This window comes from Herbaspirillum sp. DW155, from assembly GCF_037076565.1.
Classification (GTDB): domain Bacteria; phylum Pseudomonadota; class Gammaproteobacteria; order Burkholderiales; family Burkholderiaceae_D; genus Herbaspirillum.
In genome coordinates this window covers 969,520-995,198 of sequence record NZ_AP029028.1, presented here as the reverse complement: position 1 = coordinate 995,198, position 25,679 = coordinate 969,520, and the positions used below count along the sequence as shown (strand labels likewise).

At 63.7% G+C, this 25,679-nt stretch carries 23 protein-coding genes; 15 read left to right on the top strand and 8 right to left on the bottom strand.

Annotation, left to right across the window (positions count from 1 at the left end):
* Positions 1 to 10 precede the first annotated feature (10 nt).
* Together AACH55_RS04510 and AACH55_RS04505 are read left to right on the top strand one after the other, a co-directional pair.
* Positions 11 to 250 (top strand): hypothetical protein, encoded by a 240-nt coding sequence (locus tag AACH55_RS04510; RefSeq protein ID WP_338718235.1) that lies wholly within the window; start codon positions 11 to 13, stop codon positions 248 to 250.
* Positions 247 to 1,563, top strand: a complete 1,317-nt coding sequence (locus AACH55_RS04505) for an aspartate carbamoyltransferase (RefSeq protein WP_338718234.1) — start codon at positions 247 to 249, stop codon at positions 1,561 to 1,563. Before AACH55_RS04510 ends, AACH55_RS04505 begins: the two co-directional genes overlap by 4 nt.
* A gap of 12 nt (positions 1,564 to 1,575) precedes the next feature.
* Here the strand turns inward: AACH55_RS04505 and AACH55_RS04500 are convergent, their stop codons facing one another.
* A complete protein-coding gene (locus AACH55_RS04500) occupies positions 1,576 to 3,156 on the bottom strand; it encodes a PLP-dependent aminotransferase family protein (protein ID WP_338718233.1) in 1,581 nt (526 codons plus the stop codon).
* 135 nt (positions 3,157 to 3,291) lie between these two features.
* Here AACH55_RS04500 and AACH55_RS04495 point away from each other — a divergent pair, with 135 nt between their 5' ends.
* From AACH55_RS04495 to AACH55_RS04440, 12 genes are all read left to right on the top strand, one after another.
* Complete coding sequence (locus tag AACH55_RS04495) at positions 3,292 to 4,572, top strand: 4-aminobutyrate--2-oxoglutarate transaminase (RefSeq protein ID WP_338718232.1); 1,281 nt, start codon at positions 3,292 to 3,294, stop codon at positions 4,570 to 4,572.
* A 347-nt stretch (positions 4,573 to 4,919) separates the two neighbouring features.
* The gene (locus tag AACH55_RS04490; RefSeq protein ID WP_338718231.1) at positions 4,920 to 6,062 is read left to right on the top strand and encodes an ABC transporter ATP-binding protein; all 1,143 of its coding nucleotides are present in this window, start codon (positions 4,920 to 4,922) and stop codon (positions 6,060 to 6,062) included.
* A gap of 167 nt (positions 6,063 to 6,229) precedes the next feature.
* The gene (locus tag AACH55_RS04485) at positions 6,230 to 7,273 is read left to right on the top strand and encodes an extracellular solute-binding protein (protein ID WP_338718230.1); all 1,044 of its coding nucleotides are present in this window, start codon (positions 6,230 to 6,232) and stop codon (positions 7,271 to 7,273) included.
* 249 nt (positions 7,274 to 7,522) lie between these two features.
* A complete protein-coding gene (locus AACH55_RS04480) occupies positions 7,523 to 8,806 on the top strand; it encodes an ABC transporter permease (protein ID WP_338718229.1) in 1,284 nt (427 codons plus the stop codon).
* Positions 8,807 to 8,834: 28 nt separating this feature from the next.
* On the top strand, positions 8,835 to 9,668 hold the full coding sequence (locus AACH55_RS04475; RefSeq protein ID WP_338718228.1) for an ABC transporter permease: 834 nt from the start codon (positions 8,835 to 8,837) through the stop codon (positions 9,666 to 9,668).
* Positions 9,669 to 9,697: 29 nt separating this feature from the next.
* Positions 9,698 to 11,155, top strand: a complete 1,458-nt coding sequence (gabD, locus tag AACH55_RS04470; protein ID WP_338718227.1) for an NADP-dependent succinate-semialdehyde dehydrogenase — start codon at positions 9,698 to 9,700, stop codon at positions 11,153 to 11,155.
* Between the two features lie 274 nt (positions 11,156 to 11,429).
* Positions 11,430 to 11,705 (top strand): hypothetical protein, encoded by a 276-nt coding sequence (locus AACH55_RS04465; RefSeq protein WP_338718226.1) that lies wholly within the window; start codon positions 11,430 to 11,432, stop codon positions 11,703 to 11,705.
* Positions 11,702 to 13,006, top strand: a complete 1,305-nt coding sequence (locus tag AACH55_RS04460; RefSeq protein ID WP_338718225.1) for a HipA domain-containing protein — start codon at positions 11,702 to 11,704, stop codon at positions 13,004 to 13,006. The genes AACH55_RS04465 and AACH55_RS04460 overlap by 4 nt, the downstream gene beginning before the upstream one ends.
* Before the next feature lie 271 nt (positions 13,007 to 13,277).
* Positions 13,278 to 14,612, top strand: a complete 1,335-nt coding sequence (locus AACH55_RS04455; protein WP_338718224.1) for an MFS transporter — start codon at positions 13,278 to 13,280, stop codon at positions 14,610 to 14,612.
* Positions 14,609 to 15,628 (top strand): histone deacetylase family protein, encoded by a 1,020-nt coding sequence (locus tag AACH55_RS04450; RefSeq protein ID WP_338718223.1) that lies wholly within the window; start codon positions 14,609 to 14,611, stop codon positions 15,626 to 15,628. Before AACH55_RS04455 ends, AACH55_RS04450 begins: the two co-directional genes overlap by 4 nt.
* A 31-nt stretch (positions 15,629 to 15,659) precedes the next feature.
* On the top strand, positions 15,660 to 16,634 hold the full coding sequence (locus AACH55_RS04445; RefSeq protein ID WP_338718222.1) for a LysR family transcriptional regulator: 975 nt from the start codon (positions 15,660 to 15,662) through the stop codon (positions 16,632 to 16,634).
* Positions 16,635 to 16,808: 174 nt separating this feature from the next.
* Entirely contained in the window at positions 16,809 to 17,546 is a 738-nt protein-coding gene (locus tag AACH55_RS04440; protein ID WP_338718221.1) for a type 1 glutamine amidotransferase, read from the top strand.
* 20 nt (positions 17,547 to 17,566) lie between these two features.
* On the opposite strand, the gene AACH55_RS04435 is transcribed toward AACH55_RS04440, so the two are convergent.
* Positions 17,567 to 18,301, bottom strand: a complete 735-nt coding sequence (locus tag AACH55_RS04435; protein WP_338718220.1) for a hypothetical protein — start codon at positions 18,299 to 18,301, stop codon at positions 17,567 to 17,569.
* A 14-nt stretch (positions 18,302 to 18,315) separates the two neighbouring features.
* Positions 18,316 to 19,395 carry an alpha/beta fold hydrolase gene (locus AACH55_RS04430; RefSeq protein ID WP_338718219.1) on the bottom strand — a complete coding sequence of 360 codons (1,080 nt, stop codon included), beginning with the start codon at positions 19,393 to 19,395 and terminating at the stop codon, positions 18,316 to 18,318.
* A gap of 260 nt (positions 19,396 to 19,655) precedes the next feature.
* Between AACH55_RS04430 and AACH55_RS04425 the strand changes: the two genes are divergently transcribed.
* Entirely contained in the window at positions 19,656 to 19,871 is a 216-nt protein-coding gene (locus AACH55_RS04425) for a glycine zipper 2TM domain-containing protein (RefSeq protein ID WP_338718218.1), read from the top strand.
* A gap of 84 nt (positions 19,872 to 19,955) precedes the next feature.
* Here the strand turns inward: AACH55_RS04425 and AACH55_RS04420 are convergent, their stop codons facing one another.
* The 5 genes from AACH55_RS04420 to AACH55_RS04400 are packed head-to-tail and all read right to left on the bottom strand — an operon-like array spanning position 19,956 to position 25,651.
* Positions 19,956 to 20,681, bottom strand: coding sequence for an SDR family oxidoreductase (locus tag AACH55_RS04420; RefSeq protein ID WP_338718217.1), 726 nt, complete (start codon positions 20,679 to 20,681; stop codon positions 19,956 to 19,958).
* Positions 20,682 to 20,695: 14 nt separating this feature from the next.
* Positions 20,696 to 22,342, bottom strand: coding sequence for an FGGY-family carbohydrate kinase (locus AACH55_RS04415; RefSeq protein WP_338718216.1), 1,647 nt, complete (start codon positions 22,340 to 22,342; stop codon positions 20,696 to 20,698).
* A 46-nt stretch (positions 22,343 to 22,388) separates the two neighbouring features.
* Positions 22,389 to 23,120, bottom strand: coding sequence for an SDR family oxidoreductase (locus tag AACH55_RS04410; RefSeq protein ID WP_338718215.1), 732 nt, complete (start codon positions 23,118 to 23,120; stop codon positions 22,389 to 22,391).
* Between the two features lie 52 nt (positions 23,121 to 23,172).
* A complete protein-coding gene (locus tag AACH55_RS04405) occupies positions 23,173 to 24,159 on the bottom strand; it encodes a ribose ABC transporter permease (protein WP_338718214.1) in 987 nt (328 codons plus the stop codon).
* Positions 24,149 to 25,651, bottom strand: coding sequence for a sugar ABC transporter ATP-binding protein (locus AACH55_RS04400; protein WP_338718213.1), 1,503 nt, complete (start codon positions 25,649 to 25,651; stop codon positions 24,149 to 24,151). The genes AACH55_RS04405 and AACH55_RS04400 overlap by 11 nt, the downstream gene beginning before the upstream one ends.
* Positions 25,652 to 25,679 lie beyond the last annotated feature (28 nt).

Below are 25,679 nucleotides of genomic sequence, written 5' to 3'. Positions count from 1 at the left end.
ATCCTCTTAGATGAACCTAAAAAATGGGCACTGGCTGCGTACGCTGCTTTCAGCCCTTGCCATGACAGGGCGATATGAAGCAAAAAGCCGTTTCACCGATATTAGGGACGAGGATGCCCGCCAACCAGCCCTGGTCGGCAGAAAGAGTTTCATCGTGGAGGCGAAAATGCAGCTGCGAGCGGCGAGAAATATACGCATTGCGCAATTCATATTGAATAAAAATCGCTTTGCGTATACCATCTGCGCATGAACCTCCCCCAACAAGTCTTCCTGCGCGACGCAATGCGCACGCTCAACCTGACCCGGGAAAGCCTGTCCCAGCGCATCGGCTGCACCAAGCGCGCGCTGGATACCTGGCTGCTGCCGGATGAATCAGGAGAATTCCGCGCCATGCCCGAAATGGCCCGGCGCTTCATCTCCGAAATCCTGGCGGCAAGCGCCTCCGGCGGGCCTGCCAGCGCCCAGGCCACCCCGGCGGCCACGACGACCACAAGCATTCCCACCGCCTTCGGCCGTCTCAGCCACCTGCTCTCGGTGGACCAGTTCAGCCGCGACACGGCCGAACGGCTCTTCATGCTGGCCGATGTCATGCAACCCATCGCCCGTCGCCGCAAGGTGTCGCGCGTTCTCGAAGGCGCGGTGCTGGCCAACCTGTTCTTCGAGGCCAGTACCCGCACCCGTTTGAGCTTTGCCTCGGCCTTCATGCGCCTGGGTGGCTCGGTGAGCGATACCACCGGGTTCACCTATTCGTCCATGGCCAAGGGGGAATCCATCGCCGATACCAGCCGCACCGTGAGCGGCTATGCCGATGTGATCGTGGTGCGTCACCCCGAACAGGGATCGGTGGCGCAATTCGCTGCGGCCACCCATGTGCCGCTGATCAATGGCGGCGACGGCGCGGGCGAGCATCCCACCCAGGCATTGATTGATCTCTACACCGTGCAGCGCGAATTTTCGCGGCTGGGCAAGCTGGTCGATGGCGCTCACATCGTCATCACCGGCGACCTGAAATACGGGCGGACTGCGCACTCGCTGATCAAGCTGCTGTCGCTGTACCGGCACATGCGTTTCACGCTGGTCTCGCCGCCCTCGCTGGAGATGCCATCCGAGATCGTCGAACTCATCGCCGCACGCGGCCACATCGTCACGCCCACCGACTCGCTGGCCCATGCGCTGCCCGACGCCGACGTCATCTACACCACGCGCATCCAGCGCGAACGCCTCACCGGAGAGAAGATCGATGATTTCCTGGCGGCCTTCGAGATCAACAAAAAAGCCATCGACCAGCATTGCCGGCCCGATGTCATCGTGATGCATCCCCTGCCGCGCGACAGCCGGCCCGGTGCTCACGATCTGCATACCGATCTGGATGGCGATGCGCGCCTGGCGATCTTCCGGCAAACCGATAATGGCGTGCCGGTGCGCATGGCCATCTTTGCGACCCTGCTCGGGGTCGAGGGACTGATACAGCGCTCGCTGCGCGATGCCTTATGGGCGGTCCCCGCCACGCTCGGGCCGAACGACTTTCCCGTTGACGACCTGGACCTGCCCAGCGGGCGATAGCCTCTGCCGCGTTCAGGCAGCGCCCGCCAGATGGGGCTTGATCACCGCCGCCAGCTTGTCGAAGGCGCGTGCGATCTCGTCATTGGGTACGCTCGCATAGCCCAGCAGCAGGCCGCGCCGTGCGCCGCGCGCATGCATGTAGTAACGCGACAGCGGGCGCACCACGATGCCTGCCGCCAGCGCCTGTTCGCAGATGAGCACGTCATCGCATTCCTGCGGCAGGCCCAGCACCAGATGCAATCCGGCCTCGCCGCCGGTGATGGTCATCTTCTCGCCGAAGTGGCGGTTGATGGCCCGCTGCAGCAACTGCAGCCGTTCGGCATAGAGCACGCGCATCTTGCGGATGTGCGAGGCGAAGTGGCCCTCGGCCATGAAGTCGGCCAGCGTAGCCTGCAGGAACACCTGACCATTGCGATACAGCTCGGCAATACCGGTGGAAAAAGCCTGGGCCAATGACTCCGGCACCACCAGAAAACCGATGCGCAATCCCGGAAACATGATCTTGCTGAAGGTGCCCATGTACAGCACCCGGTCCTGCGTATCCATGCCCTGCAGCGAGGCCAGCGGACGGCCGCCGTAACGGAACTCGCTGTCGTAGTCATCCTCGATGATCCACACCTTGTGGGTAGCTGCATACTCCAGCAGCATGCGCCGCCGCGACAGGCTCATCACCATGCCCAGCGGATACTGATGCGATGGCGTGGTGCAGATGAAGCGCGGTGGCCGGCGCAGGTTGGCCAGGCGCATGCGCATGCCTTCCTGATCCACCGCAATGGGTACCGACTGGATGCCCAGTGAATTGAGCACGCTGCGCGTCCCCCAGTAGCACGGGTCTTCCACCCAGGCCGTGTCCCCATGTTCGCCCAGCAGCTTGACCACGATGTCGATGGACTGGTGGATGCCGGTGGTGATGAGTACCTGCGAGGGCGTGCAATTGACCGAGCGCGCCACGCGCAGATATTCCGCGATCTGCTCGCGCAGGCCGGCATAGCCGGCACCGGGACCATAGGTCAGCAGATCCGAATTGGAACGGCGCCAGTGCTTGTTCTGCAGGCGTCCCCAGATCTTGTGCGGTACGCAGGTCACGTCGGGCACGCCCGGCATGAAGGCTCCCCATTGCCGCTCACCCACGCCGGCCTGGCGTGTGAGCAAGGCGCCGCGCGCCGAAAGTTCGGATTTGCCGGAAGGATCGGTCAGTGGCTCCTTGCGTTGCACCGCTTCAGGGATCTGGTCGGGCGCGGTATCGGCCACGAAGGTGCCGGACCCGGTGCGACTCTCCAGATAGCCTTCGGCCAGCAACTGTTCATAGGCATAGGTCACCGTATTGCGCGAGGTGCCCAGCTCCAGCGCCAGGTCGCGCGAGGAGGGCAACTGCATGCCGGCCGGCAGCGTGTGGGCCAGGATGGCTTCGCGGATCAACTGGTAAATCTGCCGGTTCACGGGCATGCGTTCGCTGCCGGACTTTACATTTTTGGTGGTCTTCGCTGCGCTGCTTTCGCGGCCGCTGGCAGCCTTGCCCTTGCCGGACGCGGCCTTGACGGGGGTGCGATTGATGCGCAGCAGCAGATAGTCGGACAAGGAGGCGAGTTTCAAGTGGCACCATCAAATATTTGAAATTGGCTCTATATTACAGTGCCACTGCGGTTTTATATTGTTTCCCGACTCAGCAATTTCCTGCCCATTTCCGCACCCTGGGCGCTACTTAACGAAGCAAGAACGGAGCAAGCCATGACCAGCAAGGCCACCAATCAAGAGCTGCAACAACGCAAGAACGCCGCCACCCCGCGCGGCGTGGGCGTGATGTGCGACTTCTACGCCGAACGGGCGTCCAATTCCGAGCTGTGGGATGTGGAAGGCCGCCGCTTCATCGACTTCGCCGCCGGCATTGCGGTCCTCAACACCGGCCACCGCCATCCCAAGCTGATCGACGCCATGCGCGCACAGCTGGACAAGTTCACCCACACCGCCTACCAGATCGTGCCCTACGCCGGCTACGTGGAACTGGCCGAACGCATCAACGCGGTGACGCCGGGCAACTATCCCAAGAAGACCGCCTTCTTCTCCACCGGCGCCGAAGCCGTGGAAAACGCCATCAAGATCGCCCGTGCCCATACCGGCCGTCCGGGCGTGATCGCCTTCGGCGGTGCCTTCCATGGCCGGACCATGATGGGCATGGCGCTGACCGGCAAGGTCGCGCCCTACAAGCTGGGCTTCGGTCCCTTCCCCGGTGAAGTGTTCCATGCCCCCTACCCCAGCGCCTTGCACGGCATCAGCACCGAGCACGCGCTGGATGCGGTGAAGGCTCTCTTCAAGAACGACATCGAAGCCAGGCGCGTGGCCGCCATCATCCTGGAACCGGTGCAGGGCGAAGGCGGTTTCTATGCCGCCCCGGCCGACTTCATGCGCGGCCTGCGCGCCATCTGTGACGAGCACGGCATCCTCCTGATCGCCGACGAAGTGCAGTCCGGTTTTGGACGTACCGGCAAATTGTTTGCGATGGAACATTACGATGTCCTGCCCGACCTGATTACCATGGCAAAGAGTCTGGCAGGCGGCATGCCGCTGTCGGCCGTCAACGGCCGCGCCGAGATCATGGATGCGCCCGCCCCCGGTGGCCTGGGTGGCACCTATGCCGGCAACCCGCTGGCCATCGCCTCCGCGCTGGCCGTGCTGGACGTGATGGAAGAAGAAAAGCTGGCCGCTCGTGGTCAGCGCCTGGGTGACAAGCTGCAGGAACATCTGAACGAATGGCGTTCGGCCGTGCCGCAGATCGCCGAAGTGCGCGGCGTGGGCGCGATGGTGGCAGTGGAGTTTGCCGATCCCGCCACCGGCAAGCCGGATGCGGACTACACCAGGAAGGTCCAGCAGCATGCACTGAACAACGGCTTGCTGCTGCTGACCTGCGGCAGCTACGGCAACGTGATCCGCTTCTTGTTCCCGCTGACGATTCCCGATACCGTCATGGATGAGGCGCTGGGCATTCTGGCCAAGGCGATCAAGCTGGCCTGAGTCTTGCATTGTGAGGGCCTGTTCACACTTAATCTGCGAGTGCGAGAGGTCGCCAAGCGTTGACTGCCTAGGCGCAGCGACGCGCCGTGGTGGTGCCACGGCAAGGAGCTGCAACAACGGCAGGCGACGCTTGGCGGCCTCTCCCGGAGGGTTGCCCCCAGAAGGCGCGCTGGCTGCGTTGCACGTCAGGGCTGGTGGCACCACCACCAGCCCTGACGCGCGCCTTGCCAACACGCCTTCTGGGGGCAACGCATCTCGCAGATTAAGTGTGAACAGGCCCTAAGCAGCTTTCAGAATAGGGTAGACGGGCCGGACCAAGACTCCGGCCTGCGTATAAGAGAGGATCGATGATGGCAGCTTATGCAATGAAGCAAGCGGCACCCGCACAGGCACCGGCCGCCGGCAGCAGCAACGACGTGCTGGTGCAGTTCTGCGGCGTGAAGAAAACCTACGACGGCGAAAACCTGATCGTCAAAAATCTGGATCTCGATATCCGTCGCGGTGAATTTCTGACCCTGCTGGGTCCGTCCGGCTCCGGCAAGACCACCTGCCTGATGATGCTGGCCGGTTTCGAATTCCCGACCGGCGGCGAGATCCGCCTCGATGGCCAGTTGCTCAACCGCGTACCGCCGCACAAGCGCAACATCGGCATGGTGTTCCAGAACTATGCGCTGTTCCCGCACATGACCATCGCGCAGAACGTGGCCTATCCGCTGTCGGTGCGCAAGATGGATCGCGCCACCCGCGAAGCCAAGGTCAAGCAGGCGCTGGACATGGTGCAGATGGGCAAATTCGGCGACCGCTATCCGACCCAGCTCTCCGGTGGACAGCAGCAGCGCGTGGCGCTGGCACGCACGCTGGTGTTCGATCCGCAGCTGGTGCTGATGGATGAACCGTTGGGCGCGCTGGACAAGCAACTGCGCGAACACATGCAGCTCGAACTGAAGGCGCTGCACAAGCGTCTGGGCGTGACCTTCGTCTACGTCACCCACGACCAGAGCGAAGCACTCACCATGTCGGACCGCGTGGCCGTGTTCGACCAGGGCGTGATCCAGCAACTGGCACCGGTGACCGAGCTGTACGAATATCCCGACAATCAATTCGTCGCCAACTTCATCGGCGACAACAACCGCTTCAAGGGCAATGTGGAATCGGTGCAGGGCGAACACTGTACGGTGCGCCTGGCCGATGGCACGGTGGTCACCGGACTGAACGTGCATCGCGCCCATGCCGGCCAGACCATCACCGCCTGCGTGCGTCCGGAACGCATCCGCCTGGCTGCCGGTGGTAGCGCCGAACCCAACAGCATTCGCGCCACCATCGCCGGTCTGATCTATTTTGGGGACCACGTGCGCGTGCGCTGCACAGTGACGGGGCAGGAAGACTGCTTCGTCAAACTCTCGCTGGCCGACCCGGCACTGGCCGGCTTGAGCGAAGGCAGCAGCGTGGTGCTGCACGTGGCGCAGGATCGCCTGCGCTGCTTCCTCTGAATTCCTGAACCTCCCGTTTACTTAGTTTTTGAGTTATTCCGTTTTTGTTCTTTTGTCGCACCTGATGGTCTGCAGTACCGCTCGATGAGTGAGGCAACTTAGATTGCCGCTCGGCTCTACCTTAGTTCAACACAGTCAACACGCACGATAACCAACGAGGAACAACAATGAAACGCCTGTCACCCGCTCTGCTGTCCCCGCTCGCTCTGGGCCTGCTCTTTTCCGGCGCGGCTTCTGCCGCGGAACTGACCCTGGTCAACTTCGGCGGTGCCAATGGCAACGCCCAGAAGGTCGCTTACGTGGAGCCCTTCCAGAAGAGCACCGGCACCAAGGTTGTGACTGCCGAGTTCAACGGCGAACTGGCCAAGGTCAAGGCCATGGTCGAGGCCAAGAAGGTCAGCTGGGACGTGGTGGAAATCGATGGCGGCGACCTGAACCGCGCCTGTGATGATGGCCTGATCGAAAAACTGGATCTGGCCAAGACCATCAAGAAGGATGACTACATCCCCGAAGCCACCGTCAGCGAATGCGGCATGGGCGCCTTCGTCTGGTCCACCGTGCTGGCCTACAACGCCGACAAGCTCAAGACCGCACCGAAGGGCTGGGCCGATTTCTGGGATACCAAGAAATTCCCCGGCAAGCGCGGCATGAAGAAGAGCGCCCAGTACAACCTGGAGTTCGCCCTGATGGCCGACGGCGTGCCCACCAAGGACGTCTACAAGGTGCTGGCCACCAAGGAAGGCGTGGATCGCGCCTTCAAGAAGCTGGACCAGTTGAAGCCCAACATCCAGTGGTGGGATGCAGGCGCCCTGCCGGCGCAGTTCCTCGCCTCGGGTGACGTGGTGATGGCCAACGCCTACAACGGCCGCATCGATGCCGCCCAGCGCGAAGGCAAGAACCTCAAGGTGGTGTGGGCCGGCAGCGTCTACACCCTGGATTACTGGGTGATCCCGAAGGGTTCGCCGAACAAGGCCCTGGCCGAGAAGTTCATCAGCTTTGCCAGCCAGCCGGAAAACCAGAAGGTCTATGCCAACAACATCGCCTACGGCCCCGTCAACAAGGGCGCGTTGAAGCTGCTGGATGCCAAGACCCTGGCCGACCTGCCGACCTCCCCGGCCAATGCCAAGGATGCGGTGCAGCTGAGCCTGCAGTTCTGGACCGACCACGGCGAAGAGCTGGAACAACGCTTCGCGGCCTGGATCGCGAAGTAACAGGTCTGATGCAACCGCTGCGCACCCTGGCTCCCGTTCGTCCTGAGTAGCGGCGCAGCCGCGTATCGAAGCCTGTGCTGAGCCTGTCGAAGGGGCGCATCGTCATAGCGCCTTCGATACGGCCCTTGCAGGGCCTACTCAGTCCGAACGGTAGGGGGAGCGCAGCGGCTTTGCATTTGCCCCGCATCGGCGCGCAAGATTTTTCCAGCGCCGATGCACTGAACACCGCTGCTACCGGATACCCGAGACATGACCACCATCGCCACCCGCTCCGCCGCCGCCATGCCCCTGGCCGAACCTGATCCGCAGCAACTCAAGCGCGACCTGCGCGCCGCCCAGACCCGCAAGCGCCTGGGGGCGCTGGCCTTGATCGCGCCGCTGGCGATCTTTCTGCTGCTGACCTTCGTGGCGCCCATCGTGGCCCTCCTGCAACGCGCCATCGAAAACCCCGAAGTCGCCACCACCCTGCCGCAGACCGTGGCCGTGCTGGCCAGATGGGATCGCAAGTCGGCCCTGCCCGACCAGGCTTATGCGGCGCTGGCAGAAGACCTGGCCCGTGCCAAGGAAGACACCACCGCCGGCAACCTGGCACGGCGTCTGAATATCGAGATGGCCGGCTCGCGCTCGCTGGTGATGGGCACCGCACGCGCCATGCCGCTGCGCGATGCCGAGGGCAAACCCTTGAGCCCGGCTGCCGCGCGCGAGGCCATCATCGCCCTCAATGCGCAGTGGGGCCAGCCTGACGTGTGGCGCGTGATCGCCCAGAACGGCTCGGTCTACTCCCCCTATTACCTGCTGGCTTCGCTGGACCTGCGCCAGAACGTCTTCGGCGACATCGAAGCCGCACCGCCCGAATCCTCGATCTACCGCACCATCTTCGGCCGCACGCTGTGGATGAGTGCGGTGGTCACCTTCTTCACCCTGCTCCTGGCCTATCCGCTGGCCTACTGGCTCTCCACCATGCCGGAGCGCCGCGCCAACCTGTTGATGATCCTGGTGCTGATTCCCTTCTGGACCTCCATCCTGGTGCGCGTGGCGGCCTGGATCGTGCTGCTGCAGTCCGAAGGCCTGGTCAACAAGGCGCTGATGCTGGCAGGTCTCACGCAATCGCCCCTGGAGCTGGTCTTCAACCGCGTCGGCGTGTATATATCGATGACCCACATCCTGCTGCCCTTCATGATCCTGCCGCTCTACAGCGTCATGAAATCGGTGCCCCCCACTTACCTGAAAGCAGCCGTGTCGCTGGGCAGCCATCCCTTCGCCGCCTTCTGGCGCGTGTACGTGCCGCAGACCTATCCGGGTGTGGGTGCGGGCGTGCTGCTGGTCTTCATCATGGCCGGCGGCTACTACATCACCCCGGCGCTGCTGGGTGGTCCGAACGAACAGATGGTGAGCTACTTCATCGCCTACTTCATCAACACCACCATCAACTGGGGCATGGCCTGCGCGCTGGGTGCCCTGCTGCTGGCGGCGACCCTGGTGCTGTACGGCGTCTATCGCCGCTTCGCCAAGGTCGATGTGGGCATCAGCTGATGCCATTGAAGAATCCAAGGAATACGCCATGAACAAACCGCCTCTCTTTCCGCCCTACACCTCGCTGATCGAACGCGCCTGGTTCTTTGCTTCGCGCGGCTTCAATCTGCTGGTGCTGCTGTTTCTGGTCTCGCCGATCCTGGTGATGATCCCGCTGTCGTTCTCTGACAGCAGTTTCCTCATGTATCCCATCAAGGGCTTCTCGCTGCGTTGGTACGAGAACCTGTTCAGCTCGGATGACTGGATCCGCGCCGCACAGAACAGCTTCATCGTGGCCCCGGCCGCGACCGTCATTGCTACCGTATTGGGTACACTGGCTGCGGTCGGACTGAACAAGGCCGATTTCCGTGGCAAGGGCATCCTGATGGCGATCCTGATCTCGCCCATGATCGTGCCGGTGGTGGTGGTGGGCGTGGGCGTGTATCTGTTCTTTGCGCGCATCGGGCTGTCCGACAGCTATCTCGGCCTGATCCTGGCACACGCCGCGCTGGGTGCGCCCTTCGTCGTCACCACCGTGCTGGCCACGCTGCAGGGCTTCAACCACAACCTGGTGCGCGCCAGCCTGAGCCTGGGAGCGAGCCCCTTGCGCACCTTCTTCCGCATCACCTTGCCGGTCATTGCGCCCGGCCTGATCTCGGGTGCGCTGTTCGCGTTTGCAACTTCTTTCGATGAAGTGGTTCTGACCTTGTTCGTGGCCGGACCAGAGCAAGCCACCTTGCCGCGTCAGATGTTTGCCGGCATCAAGGACAACATCAGCCCGACCATCGCCGCCCTGGCGACGATCCTGATTCTGTTTTCGACCTGCCTGCTGCTGGCCCTGGAATGGCTGCGCGGGCGCAACAAAGCCGCAGCGCGCTTTTAAGCCCTGCGTCCTCTTTCACGGAGACCGACATGCTGCAACAACTCAAAGATCCTTCCCTGCTGCGCCAGCAGGCTTATCTCGACGGCCAGTGGTGCGATGCCGACCAGGGCGGCAAGCTTGAAGTACACAACCCCGCCAATGGCACCCTGCTGGGCAGCGTGCCCATGATGGGCGCAGCCGAGACGCGCCGCGCCATCGATGCCGCCAACGCCGCCTGGCCGGCCTGGAAAAAAAAGACCGCCAAGGAACGCAGCGCCATCCTGCGCCGCTGGTATGAGCTGATGATGGCCAATGCCGACGACCTGGCCCTGATCATGACCGCCGAGCAGGGCAAGCCGCTGGCGGAAGCCCGTGGCGAGATCGGCTATGCCGCCTCCTTCATCGAATGGTTTGCCGAAGAAGGCAAGCGCACCTATGGCGATACCATTCCCTCGCCTTCGCCGTCCAACCGCATCGTGGTCATCAAGGAAGCCATCGGTGTGTGTGCCGCCATCACGCCGTGGAATTTCCCGGCAGCGATGATTACCCGCAAGGCCGGTCCGGCCCTGGCCGCTGGCTGCCCGATGGTCTTGAAGCCGGCCGAAGCCACGCCCTTCTCGGCCCTGGCCCTGGCCGTGCTGGCCGAGCGCGCGGGCGTGCCTGCAGGCATCTTCAGTGTGGTCACCGGCAGCGCCAAGGACATCGGCGGCGAGATGACTTCCAACCCCATCGTGCGCAAGATCAGCTTCACCGGTTCCACCGGCGTGGGCAAGCTGCTGATGCAGCAGAGTGCATCGAGCATCAAGAAACTCTCGCTGGAACTGGGCGGCAACGCGCCCTTCATCGTGTTCGACGATGCCGATCTGGATGCCGCCGTCGAAGGTGCCATCGCCTCCAAGTACCGCAACGCCGGCCAGACCTGCGTGTGTGCCAACCGCATCTACGTGCAGGATGGCGTGTATGAGGCCTTCGCGGCCAAGCTGGTGGAAGCGGTCAAGAAACTGAAGGTTGGCGACGGCATGGAAAGCGGCGTGACCCAAGGTCCGCTGATCAACGAGCAGGCCGTCAAGAAAGTCGAGCAGCACATCGCCGATGCCGTGGGCAAGGGTGCGCGCGTGCTGCTGGGTGGCAAGCGTCACGCGCTGGGCCACAGCTTCTTCGAACCCACCGTGCTGGCGGACGTGACCCCGGCCATGCAGGTGGCGCGCGAAGAAACCTTTGGCCCGATGGCGCCGCTGTTCCGCTTCAAGACCGATGAAGAAGCCCTGGCCCTGGCCAACGATACCGAATTCGGCCTGGCCAGCTATTTCTATTCACGCGACATCGGCCGCATCTGGCGCGTGGCCGAAGGACTGGAGTCGGGCATGGTGGGCATCAACACCGGGCTCATCTCCAATGAGGTTGCGCCGTTTGGCGGCGTGAAGCAGTCGGGACTGGGGCGCGAAGGGTCGCACTTCGGGATCGATGATTATCTGGTCGTGAAGTATTTGTGCATGGGGGGGATCTGAGCACCGAGTTAGCTCACCCCTCCACTGATCCACGCCGGTAGTGCTGCATCACCGGCCGTAAGCCGCCGCGCCGCTGTGACTGCAGCCGCGCGGCGTTATTGTTTCTGATCTGCGCGTGGATGATCGCGAAACTTGGACGGCATTAAAGAGCAATATCGCTTTTTTAGTAAAAGCGCACCCTCTTCTGCATATAAAAGAGCGATTTCACACTTTTATCTTGACCGTAGCGTGTAAATCGCAATAATAGAGCAATATCACACGCTTAGGATGCCCCATGAAAGTCACCTCGCCGCAAGAACTGGGCAGCGTATTGCGCGCTGTGCGGGTAGGTCTCAACGTGCCACTGGCCGACCTGGCGGAGACCTTGAACACCTCACAAACCTTGTTGCGACGGCAGGAGCAGGGCGAGACGACGATAGCCGTAGAAAAGCTGTTTTCGGCCATGCGTGAACTGGGCATTGAACTGCACCTCTCGCTGCCTCCTGCCATCGACGAACAAGCCATTGCTGCCTCAGCGCAGGATAGCAAGCGCAGGCGAGCACGCCCATGAACCGGCAGCTCAATGTCTTCATCGATGACAAACCGGTGGGCCAGCTTTTCGAGAACACGGGCGTGTGGTCCTTCCGATATGCGCAGGACTGGATCAGCACCGGACACGAACTCTCTCCCGCACTCCCGCTGACAGCCGCGCTGCATCAGGACGAAGGCACGACGCGTCCGGTGCAATGGTTCTTCGACAATCTGCTGCCCGAAGAAGGTGCGCGCCTGGATTTGATGGCGTTCATGAGGAAGGACGCCACGCAGACGGTCGATGCCTGGTCCATGCTGGAACACTTCGGTGCCGAATCTGCCGGCGCAATCACCTTGCTGGCACCAGGCGCGACACTGCCGCCATCGACACGGGTGCCGCTATCGGACGAGGAGCTGGAAAGGCGCATCCGTGCCATGCCGCGACAACCGCTCTGGGCGACTGCACCGAAGAAAATGTCACTGGCCGGTGCCCAGCAGAAGATCGCGGTGGTGCTGCAGGATGGCAAACTGTTCGAACCGACCGGCAGCCTGGCATCGACCCATATCCTCAAGCCCGATGTGCTGAGCGCACACTATCCGAGCAGCGCCGTCAACGAATGGTTCTGTGCCAGGCTGGCGCAGCAGCTGGGCTTGATGGTGCCCAAGGTCGAGCTGCGCTACGTACCTTCGCCGGTGTACATCGTAGAGCGCTTCGACCGCAAGATCGAGGCCGACCGGGTACGCCGCCTGCACACACTGGATGCGGCCCAGGTCCTGTCGCTCTCTGCCGCAGCCAAATACGCGCATTCCGGTATAAGGGCCTTGCTGGATATCCTGGAGAAATGCCGCACCCCGGCGACTGCTCGTACCGCATTGTTTCGCTGGACGCTCTTCAACATCCTGATCGGCAACAGCGATGCGCACCTGAAGAATCTCTCGCTGTATGCCGGCACCGACGGCTACGAACTGGCACCGCATTACGATCTGCTCAGTATCGGCGCATGGGCGCGTCCGGAACTGCTGGGGCCGGGGGAAGCATGCTGGCCAGCCATTCCGATGTCTTTCCCCGTGGGCGAAGCGCGCCATTACAACGAGCTCACGCTTGCACACTTGCAGACGTTCGCGCGGCAACTGGGCGTGGGCAACATCAGCTTCCAGCGCGAAGTCTCGCGAATGACCGATCAGGTCGAAGCTGCCTCGCTGGCATTGCAGGACGAATTCGCCGCCCGCAGCGATGTTCCCGCACATCTTCGGGCGTCTCAGTTGCGCATGCTCGGCAGCATTCATCATCTGGCCGTCAAGACCATGGCCAGGCAACTGGGCGCTGCGCCGCGCGGGTAATTGCGGCTTGTGGTTTGACGTTCATTCTGGTCGTGCAGCATCTTCACAGGGGCGGGATCGAGGAAGGCTCGCTATACGCAACACCTGTCGAAGGCTGCCGTCACAGCGACTTGCACTCAACGTCAACAGCTCCGACGGTTCGATAAAAGGACTGCTTGCATGATAAGAATTCCTAATGTAAGGAATTCAAAAAGCTAATTTTTCTTATGAACCCGCCGGCCGTATAACTTCAGTTCCCCTCACCTCGCCAACCACATCGGGAGACTGAACCATGCACACCGCAGCATCACGTCACCAGCCCGTACGCGCCTCGCTGGCGGCATTCGTCGGCACCATGATCGAATGGTACGACTTCTACATCTATGCCACGGCATCGGCCCTGGTGTTCGGCAAACTGTTCTTTCCCACTACCAGCGGCTTCTACGGCACGCTGGCCTCCTTCGGCACTTTCGCCGTGGGTTTCCTGGCGCGGCCGCTGGGCGGCGCGGTGTTCGGCTATATCGGCGACCGCGTAGGCCGCAAGAAATCGCTGGTCATCACGCTCCTGATGATGGGCACGGTCACAGTCCTCATCGGACTGCTGCCGACCTATGCCAGCATCGGTATCTGGGCGCCCATTGCGCTGGTGGCGCTGCGCTTCGTCCAGGGCATCGCCGTGGGTGGCGAATGGGGCGGTGCCGTGCTCATGGCCAGTGAGCACTCGCCGGACCAGAGCCGCCGCACCTTTCTGGCCTCCTTCGCGCAGCTGGGCAGTCCGGCCGGGCTGATCCTGGCCACGCTCATGTTCAAACTGGTCAGCAGCATCGACAATGCCGCCTTCCTCGGCTGGGGCTGGCGCATTCCCTTCCTGATGAGCGCCCTGCTGCTGGCGGTCGGTTTTGCGATCCGGCTCTCGGTGCAGGAGTCGCCGGATTTCCTGGATGAGCAGCAGCGCCGCGCCAGCGCACCTGCTGCCGCCACAGCAGAAATTGCGCCTCTGGCCGAAGTGCTGCGCGGTGCGCCCGGCCTGTTGATGCTGGCCATCGGCGCCAACGTGCTCGGTATCGCGGGCTTCTACTTTACCAATACCTTCATGTTGGTCTACACCACGCAATACCTGCATCTGGAGCGGGCCCTGGTATTGAACGGCTTGCTGCTGGTATCGGTGATGCAATTCTTCATCACGCCTGTAGCGGCCCATCTGGCGCGGCTGTGGGGCAATCACCGTTTCCTGGTGACGATGGCGGCGCTCTCGGTCGTCTCGCCCTATGCCATGTTTTCGCTGGTCGATCTCGGTTCGCTGGTCAGTGTCACGGCCGGGGTCGCCATCGCCATCCTCTTCATCGGCGCGTATTACGCGGTCATCGCCGGCTTCGTCAGCGAAGCCTTCCCGACGCGTATCCGCTATACCGGCATCTCCATGGCCTACCAGGTCTCGGGGGCCATCTTCGGTGGTCTCACGCCGCTCTTGGGCACGGTCCTGGCCGAACAGTTCCGGGGCCAGTGGTGGCCGCTGGCGCTGCTGTTCTCGTGTCTCTCGCTGCTGTCGATGCTGTGCGTGGCGCGGCTAGGGCGGGAGCGCGCCATGTCCATGTCTCATCGTCTGCACATGCAGGAGAGCCGATGAAAACTTTTTACCATCCCGCACAAAAGCTGCACCACCCCCAGAGCTACTACTCGCGCGGCAAGATGCGCATACCGCAGGAAGTGCCGCAACGGCTGGACGAACTGGCCGCGCAGGCCAAGCGTCTGGGCTTTGCGGTACAGCCACCAGCGGATGCCGGAGCGGCCGCCATCAGCGCCGTGCACGCGCTGGACTATCTGCAATTCCTGCAGGAGGCCCATGCGCAGTGGATGGCCTTGCCTGATGACTGGGGTCAGGAAGTGGTCTCCAACGTCTTCATGCGCGAACCCAATCCGCTGCGTGGCGTGCTGGCCAAGGCGGCACGCTACCTCGCCGACGGCAGCTGTCCGGTGGGGCCGCATACGTGGCAATCGGCTTACTGGTCGGCGCAGTGCGCCGTGGCCGGCGCGCAGGCGCTGCTGCAGGGCGAACGGCGTGCCTATGCGCTGTGCCGCCCGCCCGGCCATCATGCGCGGCGCGATGCGGCGGGCGGGTTCTGCTATCTGAACAATGCCGCCATCGCCGCGCAGATGCTGAGTGAAAAACATCGCCGCGTCCTGATCCTCGATACCGACATGCATCACGGCCAGGGTATCCAGGAAATCTTTTACGCGCGGCGTGACGTGATGTACATCTCCATCCACGGCGACCCGGAGAATTTCTATCCCGCAGTGGCGGGTTTCGAAGAAGAGCGTGGCAGCGGCGAGGGCCTGGGCTACAACCTCAATCTGCCCATGCCGCACGGCGCGTCCGAAGCGGTGTTCTTCGCGCGGCTGACGCAGGCTTGCCGCGCCATTGCGCTGTATCAGCCGGAGGTACTGGTGCTGGCGCTGGGCTTCGATATCTTCGAGAAAGACCCGCAGGCCGTGGTGGGCGTGAGCAGTGCCGGCTTCGAGCGGCTGGGACGCGAGATCGGCGCATTGGGCTTGCCCACGCTGGTGGTGCAGGAAGGGGGTTACTATCTGGCCGGATTGCAGGATAACGCGGCGCGCTTCTTTGCCGGACTGGAGTCCATCTGAATCTCTCCGATCTTCCTTCGCCGAGCCCCTCATGCGCCACGATCACGCCAGCCTGCGCCCGCCCCTGCCCGCGTTCTCCTCCGAGCGCATGGACTGGAACCTGTTGCGGACCTTCATGTTCGTCGTGCAGGAACGCGGCGTCGGGCGCGCCGCCGGTGCGCTGTGCCTGAGCCAGCCTGCGGTCAGTCAGGCATTGCGCCGGCTGGAGGACAATCTCGGAGGCGTGCTGCTGCACCGGCGTCATGGCGAATTCCGCCTGACCCCGCTGGGCGAGGAAATCTATGCCGTGGCACGCGAGATGTATGGCATGGTGGCGCGCATCGAGGTCGCGGCCGGACATGCGGGCGAGGATGTGGCGGGTACGCTGCGCCTGCTGCTGATGAGCCGGGTTCAGAGCGCGGCGTATGACGATTTCCTGGCGCGATTCCATCGCCGCTATCCGCGCGTGGAATTCCGCATCGATGTCATGCAGAGTGCCGCCATTCTCGACACCCTGGCCAAGGGCAGCAGCGGCCTGGGCTTGTGTCTGTGCCGCAAGCCGGTGGAAAAACTGGAACGGCGGCTGTTCCTGCGGCATCGCTACGTGCTGGTATGCGGACGGCATCATCCGTTGTTTGCCCGACGCAGTGTCAGCATGACCGAACTGCTGGTTCAGAATTTTGTCTGTTTCGCCAGCGACCAGCTGGGCGATACGCTCTCGCCGCTGACGGTCTTCCGCGATCAGCAGGGCTTCACCGGCCATATCGCGGCGACCTCGCCGCACGTGGAAGAAATCCGCCGCCTGGTGGTGGCCGGCGTCGGACTGAGTTTCCTGCCCGAGCACCTGATCGGAGCGGACGTGGCCGATGGCCAGTTGAAGGTGCTGCCGCTGGGCGCACCGGTGGCCGAGATCGACGTGTTCCTGACCTGGCATGGAGGGCGCAGGCTGTCTGCGCCTGAACAGGCCTTTTTGGGCTCGTTCGAACGCTTTTTGCAGCGGGTGCCGCTGGAGGTGAGGACGGCTTGAGAAGGCCTATCCGATAAGCGACAGAAAATCTGCCCCGTGCCCGTTCTCTTGTGAGATGCAATCGCTTTACGCGCCGTTTACACATTCCCCCAAAAATACAACCCGATTTTTACGCGCCCGATCCTACATTGAGGTCTCCTCCACTACGGACCGGCTCGCGCCCGTCCCCCTTGTATGAGACCGATCGCCATCTTCCAGCATGAAAGTACGCAGGGCCCCGGCGTCCTGCTGGAACATCTGGAACAGCATGCCCTGCCCTATCGCCTGTACCACCCCGCCGAAGAAGGCGATGCCCCTCGCGATGCCAGCCAGTTCTCCGGCATCATCTCGCTGGGCAGCGACCACAGCGTCAATGAAGACCTGCCCTGGATTCGCGCCGAACAGGCTCTCCTGCAAAATGCCCTGGCCCGTAACGTCCCCGTGCTGGGCCACTGCTTCGGTGCGCAATTGCTGGCCCGTGCCATGGGTGCGCAGGTCAGCCGCAACCTCTGTCCCAACATCGGCTGGAGCCCGGTCTGGGTCACCCCTCCCGCGCAGCAGCGCATGGGTCTGGCGCGCCAGGTGACGCTGTTCAACTGGCATTACGACACCTTCGAAATTCCCACCGGCGCGGTGCGCACCATGTATGGCAGCCATTGCCTGAACAAGGGATTCATGCGCGGCCGGCAGTGGGGTTTCCAGGGCCATCTGGAAGTGACCGAAGAAAGCGTGCGCAACTGGTGTGCCGCCGGACGCAACGAACTGCTGTGCGCGCACGGCCCGGCCGCGCAGAGCCTGGCACAGATCCTCGACCATCTGCCCGAACGCATCGCCGCCCTGCGCATCGTCGCCGACCAGACCTACGGCGCCTGGACGCGCCAGCTGGACCGTCCTCTGCGCGTGTCGGTCCGCGCGCCCTCGTACTACGGCTGATGCCAGGTGGGCAGCGCCCTTCAGAATCCCAATTGCAGGCGCATGGTGAAAGTGCGGGCACTGATGGTGGAATTGGTACCGAACAGGTAGGCCGCTTCGTACTTGAGAAACTGATGCCCCATGCGCAGGGTGCCGAAGATGGCCGGCCCGGCGCGATGCGACTGCTCATCGCGCCCGGCCCAGTGATCCCAGCGCCCCAGCTCGCCAAAGCCTTGCAGCCCGAAGTTGAACAGGGGCCGCCAGTGCTGCCGCACCTGCCATTGGTAAACCAACTGGGTCGGCCCGCCCTGCACGGTCCGGTAGTCGCGCTGGAAGAACAGGTTGGCATTGAACTGCGTGCGCCACCATTCGGTCTGCAAGGCCGGTCCCCACTCCAGTGCATAACCCTGGCGCTGGCTGTTGCGGTACTGGCCGATATCGGTGTGGATGGCCAGATCGACGGGATACTGGCCCTGGGTCAGCAAGACATCGTTCTGCCAGTTCATGCTCATCATCTGCGTGCCCTGCACGGCGTCCTGCTGGGTCACACCATACAGCTCGGTGTACCAGCGCGAATTGACGCCATAGCCCACGCCCAGTTCGGGAGAGCCGACCGGTGGAGCGACATCGGACTTGGCGTTCCAGTACTTGTAATCCAGCGTCCACTGCCCGGGGTCGGAATAGACGTTGACCAGGTAGTAGCCGGTGGCCGCACTGGCCGGCTGGGCCAGCACGGCCAGCAGCGCCAGGGCATAGCGCCGTTGCCGCGTGTGCATGAGCGCCTCCGGCCTCAGCGCTGCGGCAGCGACTGCAGGAACTGCGCCAGCTCACGCACGTAGAAGCGCGCCATGGCGGTGGTGCCATGGCCGCGCGTCTCGGCGCTGGCCGGGATCAGCAGCAACTGCGCACCCGGCACGTCCTTCAGGGCGGCCTGCATGATGCCGGTCTCGGGCGGATTGCGTTCATCGTCGGCGGAATTGATGGCCAGCACCGGCACCCTGATCTTCGACAGACCCGGTGCCGCGTTGTAGTCGGCCGAGGAACCCCACTGGTAGATGAAGTCATTGGCGTCCGCGGTCACGGGCGCGGCCAGGCGTTCATCGACCAGCTTGTCGGCCTGTGCATGCGTGCCGGCAATGGCCTGGTAGGCCAGCGTGCCGCCATTGGTGGCGAAGACGAACATGTTGTTGGCCAGCCGCAGCGACGGCGGCTGGGTGGTGTAGTTGCCGTTGTTCCAGGCCGGGTCCTGCTTGATCGATTCGACCAGCATGCGCCGCATCATCCAGTTGCGGCCGGCCATCTCGGTGGGCTGCGAGGCCATCGGTACCAGGCCATCGGCAAAGCCGGGATAGGTGCCACCCCAGATCCACGTCTGCATGCCTCCCATGGAATTGCCGATGATCAGGCGCAGATGCGTAATGCCCATGCCTTCGGTGAGCATGCGGTATTGCGCCAGCACCATGTCGTCATAGTTGTACTGCGGGAAGGCCGCGCGCAGGCCGTCGGAGGGCTTGGTGGACTTGCCCACGCCGATGCCGTCGGGAATGATGATGAAGTACCTGCTGGCATCCAGCGGCTGGCCGGGCCCGAACAACTGGCCGGCGAAGTCCCTGGACAGCATCGCCCCGGCGCTCTGGTAGGTGCCGTGCAGTACCAGCACCGCCGGGTTGCTGCGCTCGCCCAGGGTGATGTAGTGCAGGCGCAGGTTCTCCAGGGTCTGGCCGGTATGGAACTGGAAGCGCGGTGCCACCCAGCTGCCTTCGACCGGTTTGGGCGGCTCGGCGGCGTGCAGCGGGGCGGCTCCCAGCAGCAGACAGGCGGAAGTGAACAAAAGGCGCGCGGCCCGGCGCAGGCGGGAGGTCAGGATCATGAGGCTCTCTGGTCTGTTTGTCGTGGAAGAAACAACTGCAAGCACGTCGGATCGCCCTCTTCCCAAGGGCCGATACGGCGCAGGCCAGAGTATGTAACAACTGTAAGAGAACGTGTTGCATCTCGAATTTTTTCGAGAAAGGGCCGGTCTATTGCCATACCCGCTCCCGTGTGCCGGCTCCCTTGGGGCAGCATGCGCCAGCCGGACCCTCATTCAAGAACATCCGGAACACGTTTGAACCTTACGATCAGGAAAAAATCATGAAAACACTGCACAAGATCGCTGCCATTTCCTTCACCGCCATCGCGCTGACCGCCATGACCGGCTGCAGCAACATGAGCACCCGCGACAAGAACACCGCCATCGGCGCCACCATCGGTGCCGTGGGCGGCGCCATCCTGACCGGTGGCAGCGGCATTGGTACGGCGGGCGGCGCGGCCGTGGGCGGCGTGATCGGACACCAGATCGGTCGCTGAAGCAGACCGGTTACCACAAGCTGGCGCGGCTGCGTCAACTTCATCAGGGCGGCTCTCGGGCCGCCCTGATGACGTCTGGACCGGCTAGACCGCCAGGAAGCCTCCATCCACCGGCACCACCGCCCCGGTCAGCATGGCGGCATCCGCAGAAAGCAGCATGGCAATGCTGCGGGCCACGTCTTCGGCCAAGGCGAAGCGTTGCAGCGGATGGCGCACCATCATCGGAGCCGATTTGGCCGGATCGCTCCAGGCGGCCTCGGCCAGTTCGGTCAGGGTGATGGTCGGCGCCACCGCATTGACGCGGATGCCATGCGCGCCCAGCTCCTTGGCCAGTACCCGTGTCGCCCCTTCCAGACCGGCCTTGGAGGCGGCATAGCAGAGATGCTCGGCAAAGCCGCGATGGCCGGCAATCGACGTGATGTTGACGATGGCCCCGCCCCCACCGGCGGCGATGCGGGCCAGGGCGAAGGCCTGGCAGGTGATGAGGGCCGCCCGCAGGTTCACTCCCAGCACCGCCTCATAGCCGGCATCGGTCATCCCGGTACTGGTTTGCAGTACGTTGATGCCGGCGCTGTTGATCAGAAAGTCGGCCGTGCCGGCCTCTTCCATGGCACGCCGCGCGGCCACCGGGTCGGCCAGGTCGACCTGCACCGATCGCCCGCCGATTTCCTCGCGCAGGCTCTCCAGATCCGCCGCCGTACGCGACAGCGCAATCACCTGCGCCCCGCGTTGCGCCATCAGCCGCGCGCAGGCGCGGCCGATGCCCTTTCCGGCGCCGGTGATGATGACCGATGTTCCGGCAAATTCCATGTTCATTTCCTTTTTCAGTGAGTGCCTGCGGCCTGCGCGGCCAGCAGCGGGGCCAGGCTGTCGCGCACCTCGCGCGCCAGTTGCTGGCTCTTGAGAAAGGCCTGATAACGGGCTTCATGCAGGCGGCCGATGGCCTCACCCGTCGGGGTATTGCGCCCGGCCACGCTGGACATGGCGGTCATGGCGGTCCTGAGGTCCGCATAACTGCCCGTCGCTACCGCCGCCAGCATGGCCGAGCCCAGCAGCACCGGTTCAGGGCAGGCAGTGACTTCCACCGGCAAGCCGGTAGCATCGGCCAGCAACTGGCGCGTCAGCGGATGGGTGCCGGCGCCGCCCGAGACCGAGATACTGGCGACGCGCACCCCGCATGTCGCCTGCGCCTCGATGATCTGGCGCAGGCCGTAGCCCAGGCTGCACAGTCCGGCCACGTAGAGCGCGACCAGGCTGTCGATGTCATGCTCCATGCCCAGCCCCAGCAGCACTGCGCGTGTCTGCGGATCGGCCAGCGGTGAACGGTTGCCCAGGAATTCCGGCACCACGTTGACCTGTCCGGCCAGCCAGACCGCATCGGCCGGCTGTTGCACGCCGGCCAGCGCACGCGCAGCCAGCCATTGCGGCAAGTCCATGCCCTCGGCAGCGGCCAGCCGGCGCGCCTCGGGCGCGGCCGGGTGCAGGGTCAGCAGATGATCGATGGCCGCGCCAGCGGCGGACTGCCCGCCTTCGTTCAACCACATGCCGGGTGCCATCGCGTTGTAATACGGTCCCCACACGCCCGGCACGAAGACCGCTTCGGCATTGCTGGTCATGGTGCAGGAAGACGTGCCGAACACGTAGGCCATGCAAGCCGCCGCATCCCCCGCACCGCCGCGTGCGGCCACCGTGCCCACACCGCCTGCATGGGCGTCGATCAGCCCGGCGGCCACCGCGATGCCGGGGCGCAATTGCAGTTCCTGCGCAGCCTGTACCGACAATCCCCCCTCCAGCGCCGTACCGGGCCACACCACCTGCTGACCGATGCGCGCAAAGCCCTGGTCGGCCAGGTCGCCCAGGCCGATGCGGTGGAAGTAGTCGGCGTCCCAGCGTCCTTCATGGGCCAGATAGGTCCATTTGCAGGTCACGGTGCAGGAAGAGCGCTGCAGCGAACCGGTCGCCTTCCAGGTCAGGAAATCGGTGAGATCGAAGAACTGCGCCGCCCCGTGATACACCTCCGGCAGGTTTTCCTTCAACCACAGCAGCTTGGGCGTTTCCATCTCCGGCGAAATCACGCCGCCCACATAGGACAGCACCGCATGCCCGCCTGCATTGATGCGCTGCGCCTGCTCCAGCGCCCGGTGATCCATCCACACGATGACGTCGCGCTCCGGATGTGCGGCATCACCCACGCCGCCCGGCGCGCCCTGCACCACCAGCGAACAGGTGGCATCCACGCCGATGCCGGCGACGGCGGCCGCATCGATGCCGGCCTTGGTGACCGCTGCGCGCACTGCATGGCAGACGGCCGCCCAGATTTGCGTACTGGATTGTTCGACGCGCGCACGGCGCTCGTCGCGGAAGAGATCGATGTCATGCCGGGCGCTGGCGTACAGCTTGCCGTTGCGGTCGAACACACCGGCCCGGGCCGAGCCGGTGCCTACATCGATGCCGATCAGATAGGTCTCCATCTTTCCTCGCTGGTTTGGAAAAGGGCCACCTGCCGCGTTGACGCACTCACACGCGATCGAAATTGGTGGGGAGCACGAGCATATCGCGGATGGTCACATTGCGGTTGCGGGTCAGCATGTACTCGACCGCATCGGCCACTTCCGAGGGCTCGATGAGGCTGCCCGATTCCTTGGCCTTGCGCAGGTTCTCTTCCGGCCAGTCGGCCAGCAGCGCCGAGATCACCGGGCCGGGCGAGACCTGGCCGACGCGCACGCCATGGGGAATCATCTGGCGCCGCATGGTCTGCACGAAGCAGGTGATGGCCCATTTGGAACCGGCATAGACCGGCTCCCAGTAAGTGGGGAAATGACCGGCCACCGAGCAGGTGACGATGATGTCGCCGCTCTTGCGTGCCATCATGTGCGGTGCCACCGCATGCACGTTCTTCATCACGGCGTTGACGTTGAGGTTGAGCATCTTGTCGATGGCCTCGGGGGTAGTGTCCACCAGATCGCCGCCGATGTAGGTGCCGGCATTGCAGTAGAGGATGTCGATGTGATCGACCTTCTTGAGGATCTCCGGCACCATCGCTGCGCAACTGTCGGCGTCCAGCAGATTGGTCACCTGCGGGATGGCCTGCGGACCCAGGCGCGTTGCCAGTTCCTGCAGCGCCTTGGCATTCCAGTCCACCATCACCACCGTCACGCCATTGGCCAGCAGTTTTTCGGTGGTGGCCAGGCCGATGCCCGAGGCGGCCCCGGTGATGACGGCGATCTTGCCAGCGAGGGATTGGCTCATGTTCTGTCTCCTTGTGAATGAAATTAAGTATGAAAAAAAGGAATGGAAATGCTCAGCGCCATTCCCTGGCGATATAGATGGCCAGCAGGATGATCACGCCACGAATGATGTCCTGCAGGTAGGGATTGATGCCCATCAGGTTCAGGCCGTTGTTGAGAATGCCCAGCAGCACCGCGCCGATCAGCGTGCCCACCACCAGCCCGCGACCACCGGCGATGGCGGTGCCGCCCAGCACCACGGCGGCAATCGCATCCAGCTCGAAGCCCATGCCCGCATTGGGCTGGCCCGACATCAGCCGGCCCGTCAGGATGATCGCCGCCACGCCCGAGGTAAAACCGGAAATCGCATACACGGCCAGCTTGATGCGCGTGGTCTTCACGCCCGACAGACGCGCCGCCATCTCATTGCCGCCGATGGCATAGACATGGCGACCGAAGGGCGTGCGCTGCAGCAGCACCCAGGCCAGTGCATAGACCACCAGCATCAGGATCACCGGCACCGGGATCATGCCGATGCGGCCGACGCCGAACCACGATATCCAGCCGGGCAGACCCGAGATCGGATAGCCGCCCGAATAGATCAGCCCGACCCCGCGTGCCACGCCCATGGTGGCCAGCGTGACGATGATGGCCGGCATGCGCCCCCATGCCACCAGCGCGCCGTTGAGCAGGCCGATGCCCACCGCCAGCGCTACCCCGGCCAGCAGTGCCAGCGGTGCGGGCAGGCCGCTGTTGACGATGAGCCCGGCCGACAAGGTGCCGGCCAGCGCCATGGCCGCACCGACCGACAGATCGATGCCGCCGGTGAGGATGACGAAGGTCATGCCCACGGCGAGGATGCCGACGATGGACACCTGGCGCAGCACGTTGAGCCAGTTGGAGACGGTGAAGAAATTGTCCGAGGCCAGCCCCATCAGGAGCGAGACCACGACCAGCCCGGCCAGCGGCAGTGCCAGCGGTGAATGAATGAAAGCGCGCCAGCGCGCCTGCGAGGCGGCGCGCGCAGGGGCGCTGCCGAGGGTATTTGCGTCATGCTGCATGGTGGAGTCTCCCGGTGGTGGCATGGGTCATGATTTCTTCGGCGGTGACGGCATCGCCTTCGACGGTGGCCACGATGCCGCCGCCCTTGAAGACGCACACCCGGTCGGACATGCCGACCACCTCCGGCAACTCGGAAGAAATCATGATGATGGAATAGCCCTGCGCGGTGAATTCGCGCATGAGCTGATAGATCTCGGCCTTGGCGCCCACATCGATGCCGCGCGTGGGTTCATCGAAGATCAGCACCTGCATGTTGTGATTGATCCAGCGCGCAATCACCACCTTCTGCTGGTTGCCGCCGGAGAGCGTATCGACACGCGCATGTGCATCCGGCGCCTTCACGCGCACGCGCTGCATGGCCATGCGGGTCGATTCGGCCTCGCGACGGCGGTCCAGGAAAAAACCGCCCGCGCGATACTTGCCGTAGTTGTTCAGCGAGATGTTGTGCAGGATGGGGAAGCTGGTGATGAGCCCTTGTTCCTTGCGGCTTTCCGGCAGCAGGCCGATTCCCGCCTGCAGGGCTTGTGCCGGATCGGCAAAGCGCAGCGGCACGCCACGCATGGTGAGCTTGCACTGCACCGACGGATGCGCGCCCAGCATGGCCAGCACGGTTTCGGTACGACCCGAGCCGACCAGTCCGGCAAAGCCCAGTATCTCGCCGCGTCGTAACCGGAAGCGCGACACCGGGCCATTGCGCTTGAGCTGCAAGGCCTCCACTTCCAGCACCACATCGCCCTCGGGCGCGACGGCGGGCTTGGGCGGGAAGCAGTTCTCGATGCGCCGCCCCACCATCATCTCCACCAGGCGCGCCTGATCCACTTCGCTCACGGCACAGGTGCCGATGTACGTGCCGTCGCGCAGCACGGTGATGCGGTCGCAGATCTCGAAGATTTCTTCCAGATGATGCGAGATGAAGATGATCGCCACACCCTGCTCGCGCAGGCCGCGCATGACCTTGAAGAGATGCTCGACTTCGCCCGGTGTAAGCGTTGCGGTCGGTTCATCCAGCACCAGGATGCGGGCCTCGAGTGCCAGCGCCTTGGCGATCTCGACGAACTGCTGCTGCGCCACCGAGAGCTTGCAGACCGGCACGTCCAGGGGAATCTCCACGCCCAGCTGGGCGATGATCTGCGCCGCACGACGCCGCATGGCAGCGCGCTGGAGCAGGCCGAAGGAACTGCGCAGCTCGCGTGCCAGGAACATGTTGTCCACCGCATCCAGATAAGGGATCAGCGAAAACTCCTGGAACACCACACCGACACCGGCGGCGATGGCCTCGTGATAGCTGTCGAAGCGACAGGCCTGTCCATCGATGCGGATCTCGCCGGCATCGGGGGTGACGATGCCGCACAGGATTTTCATCAGCGTGGACTTACCCGCGCCGTTCTCGCCCAGCAGCGCGTGGACCTCACCGGCGCGCACCTCCAGATCGACACCGCGCAGCACCGTCACCGGGCCGAAGTTCTTCTTGATACCAGTCAGTTGGAGCATGGCTGCCTCCATCGAGGGAAAGGAAGGC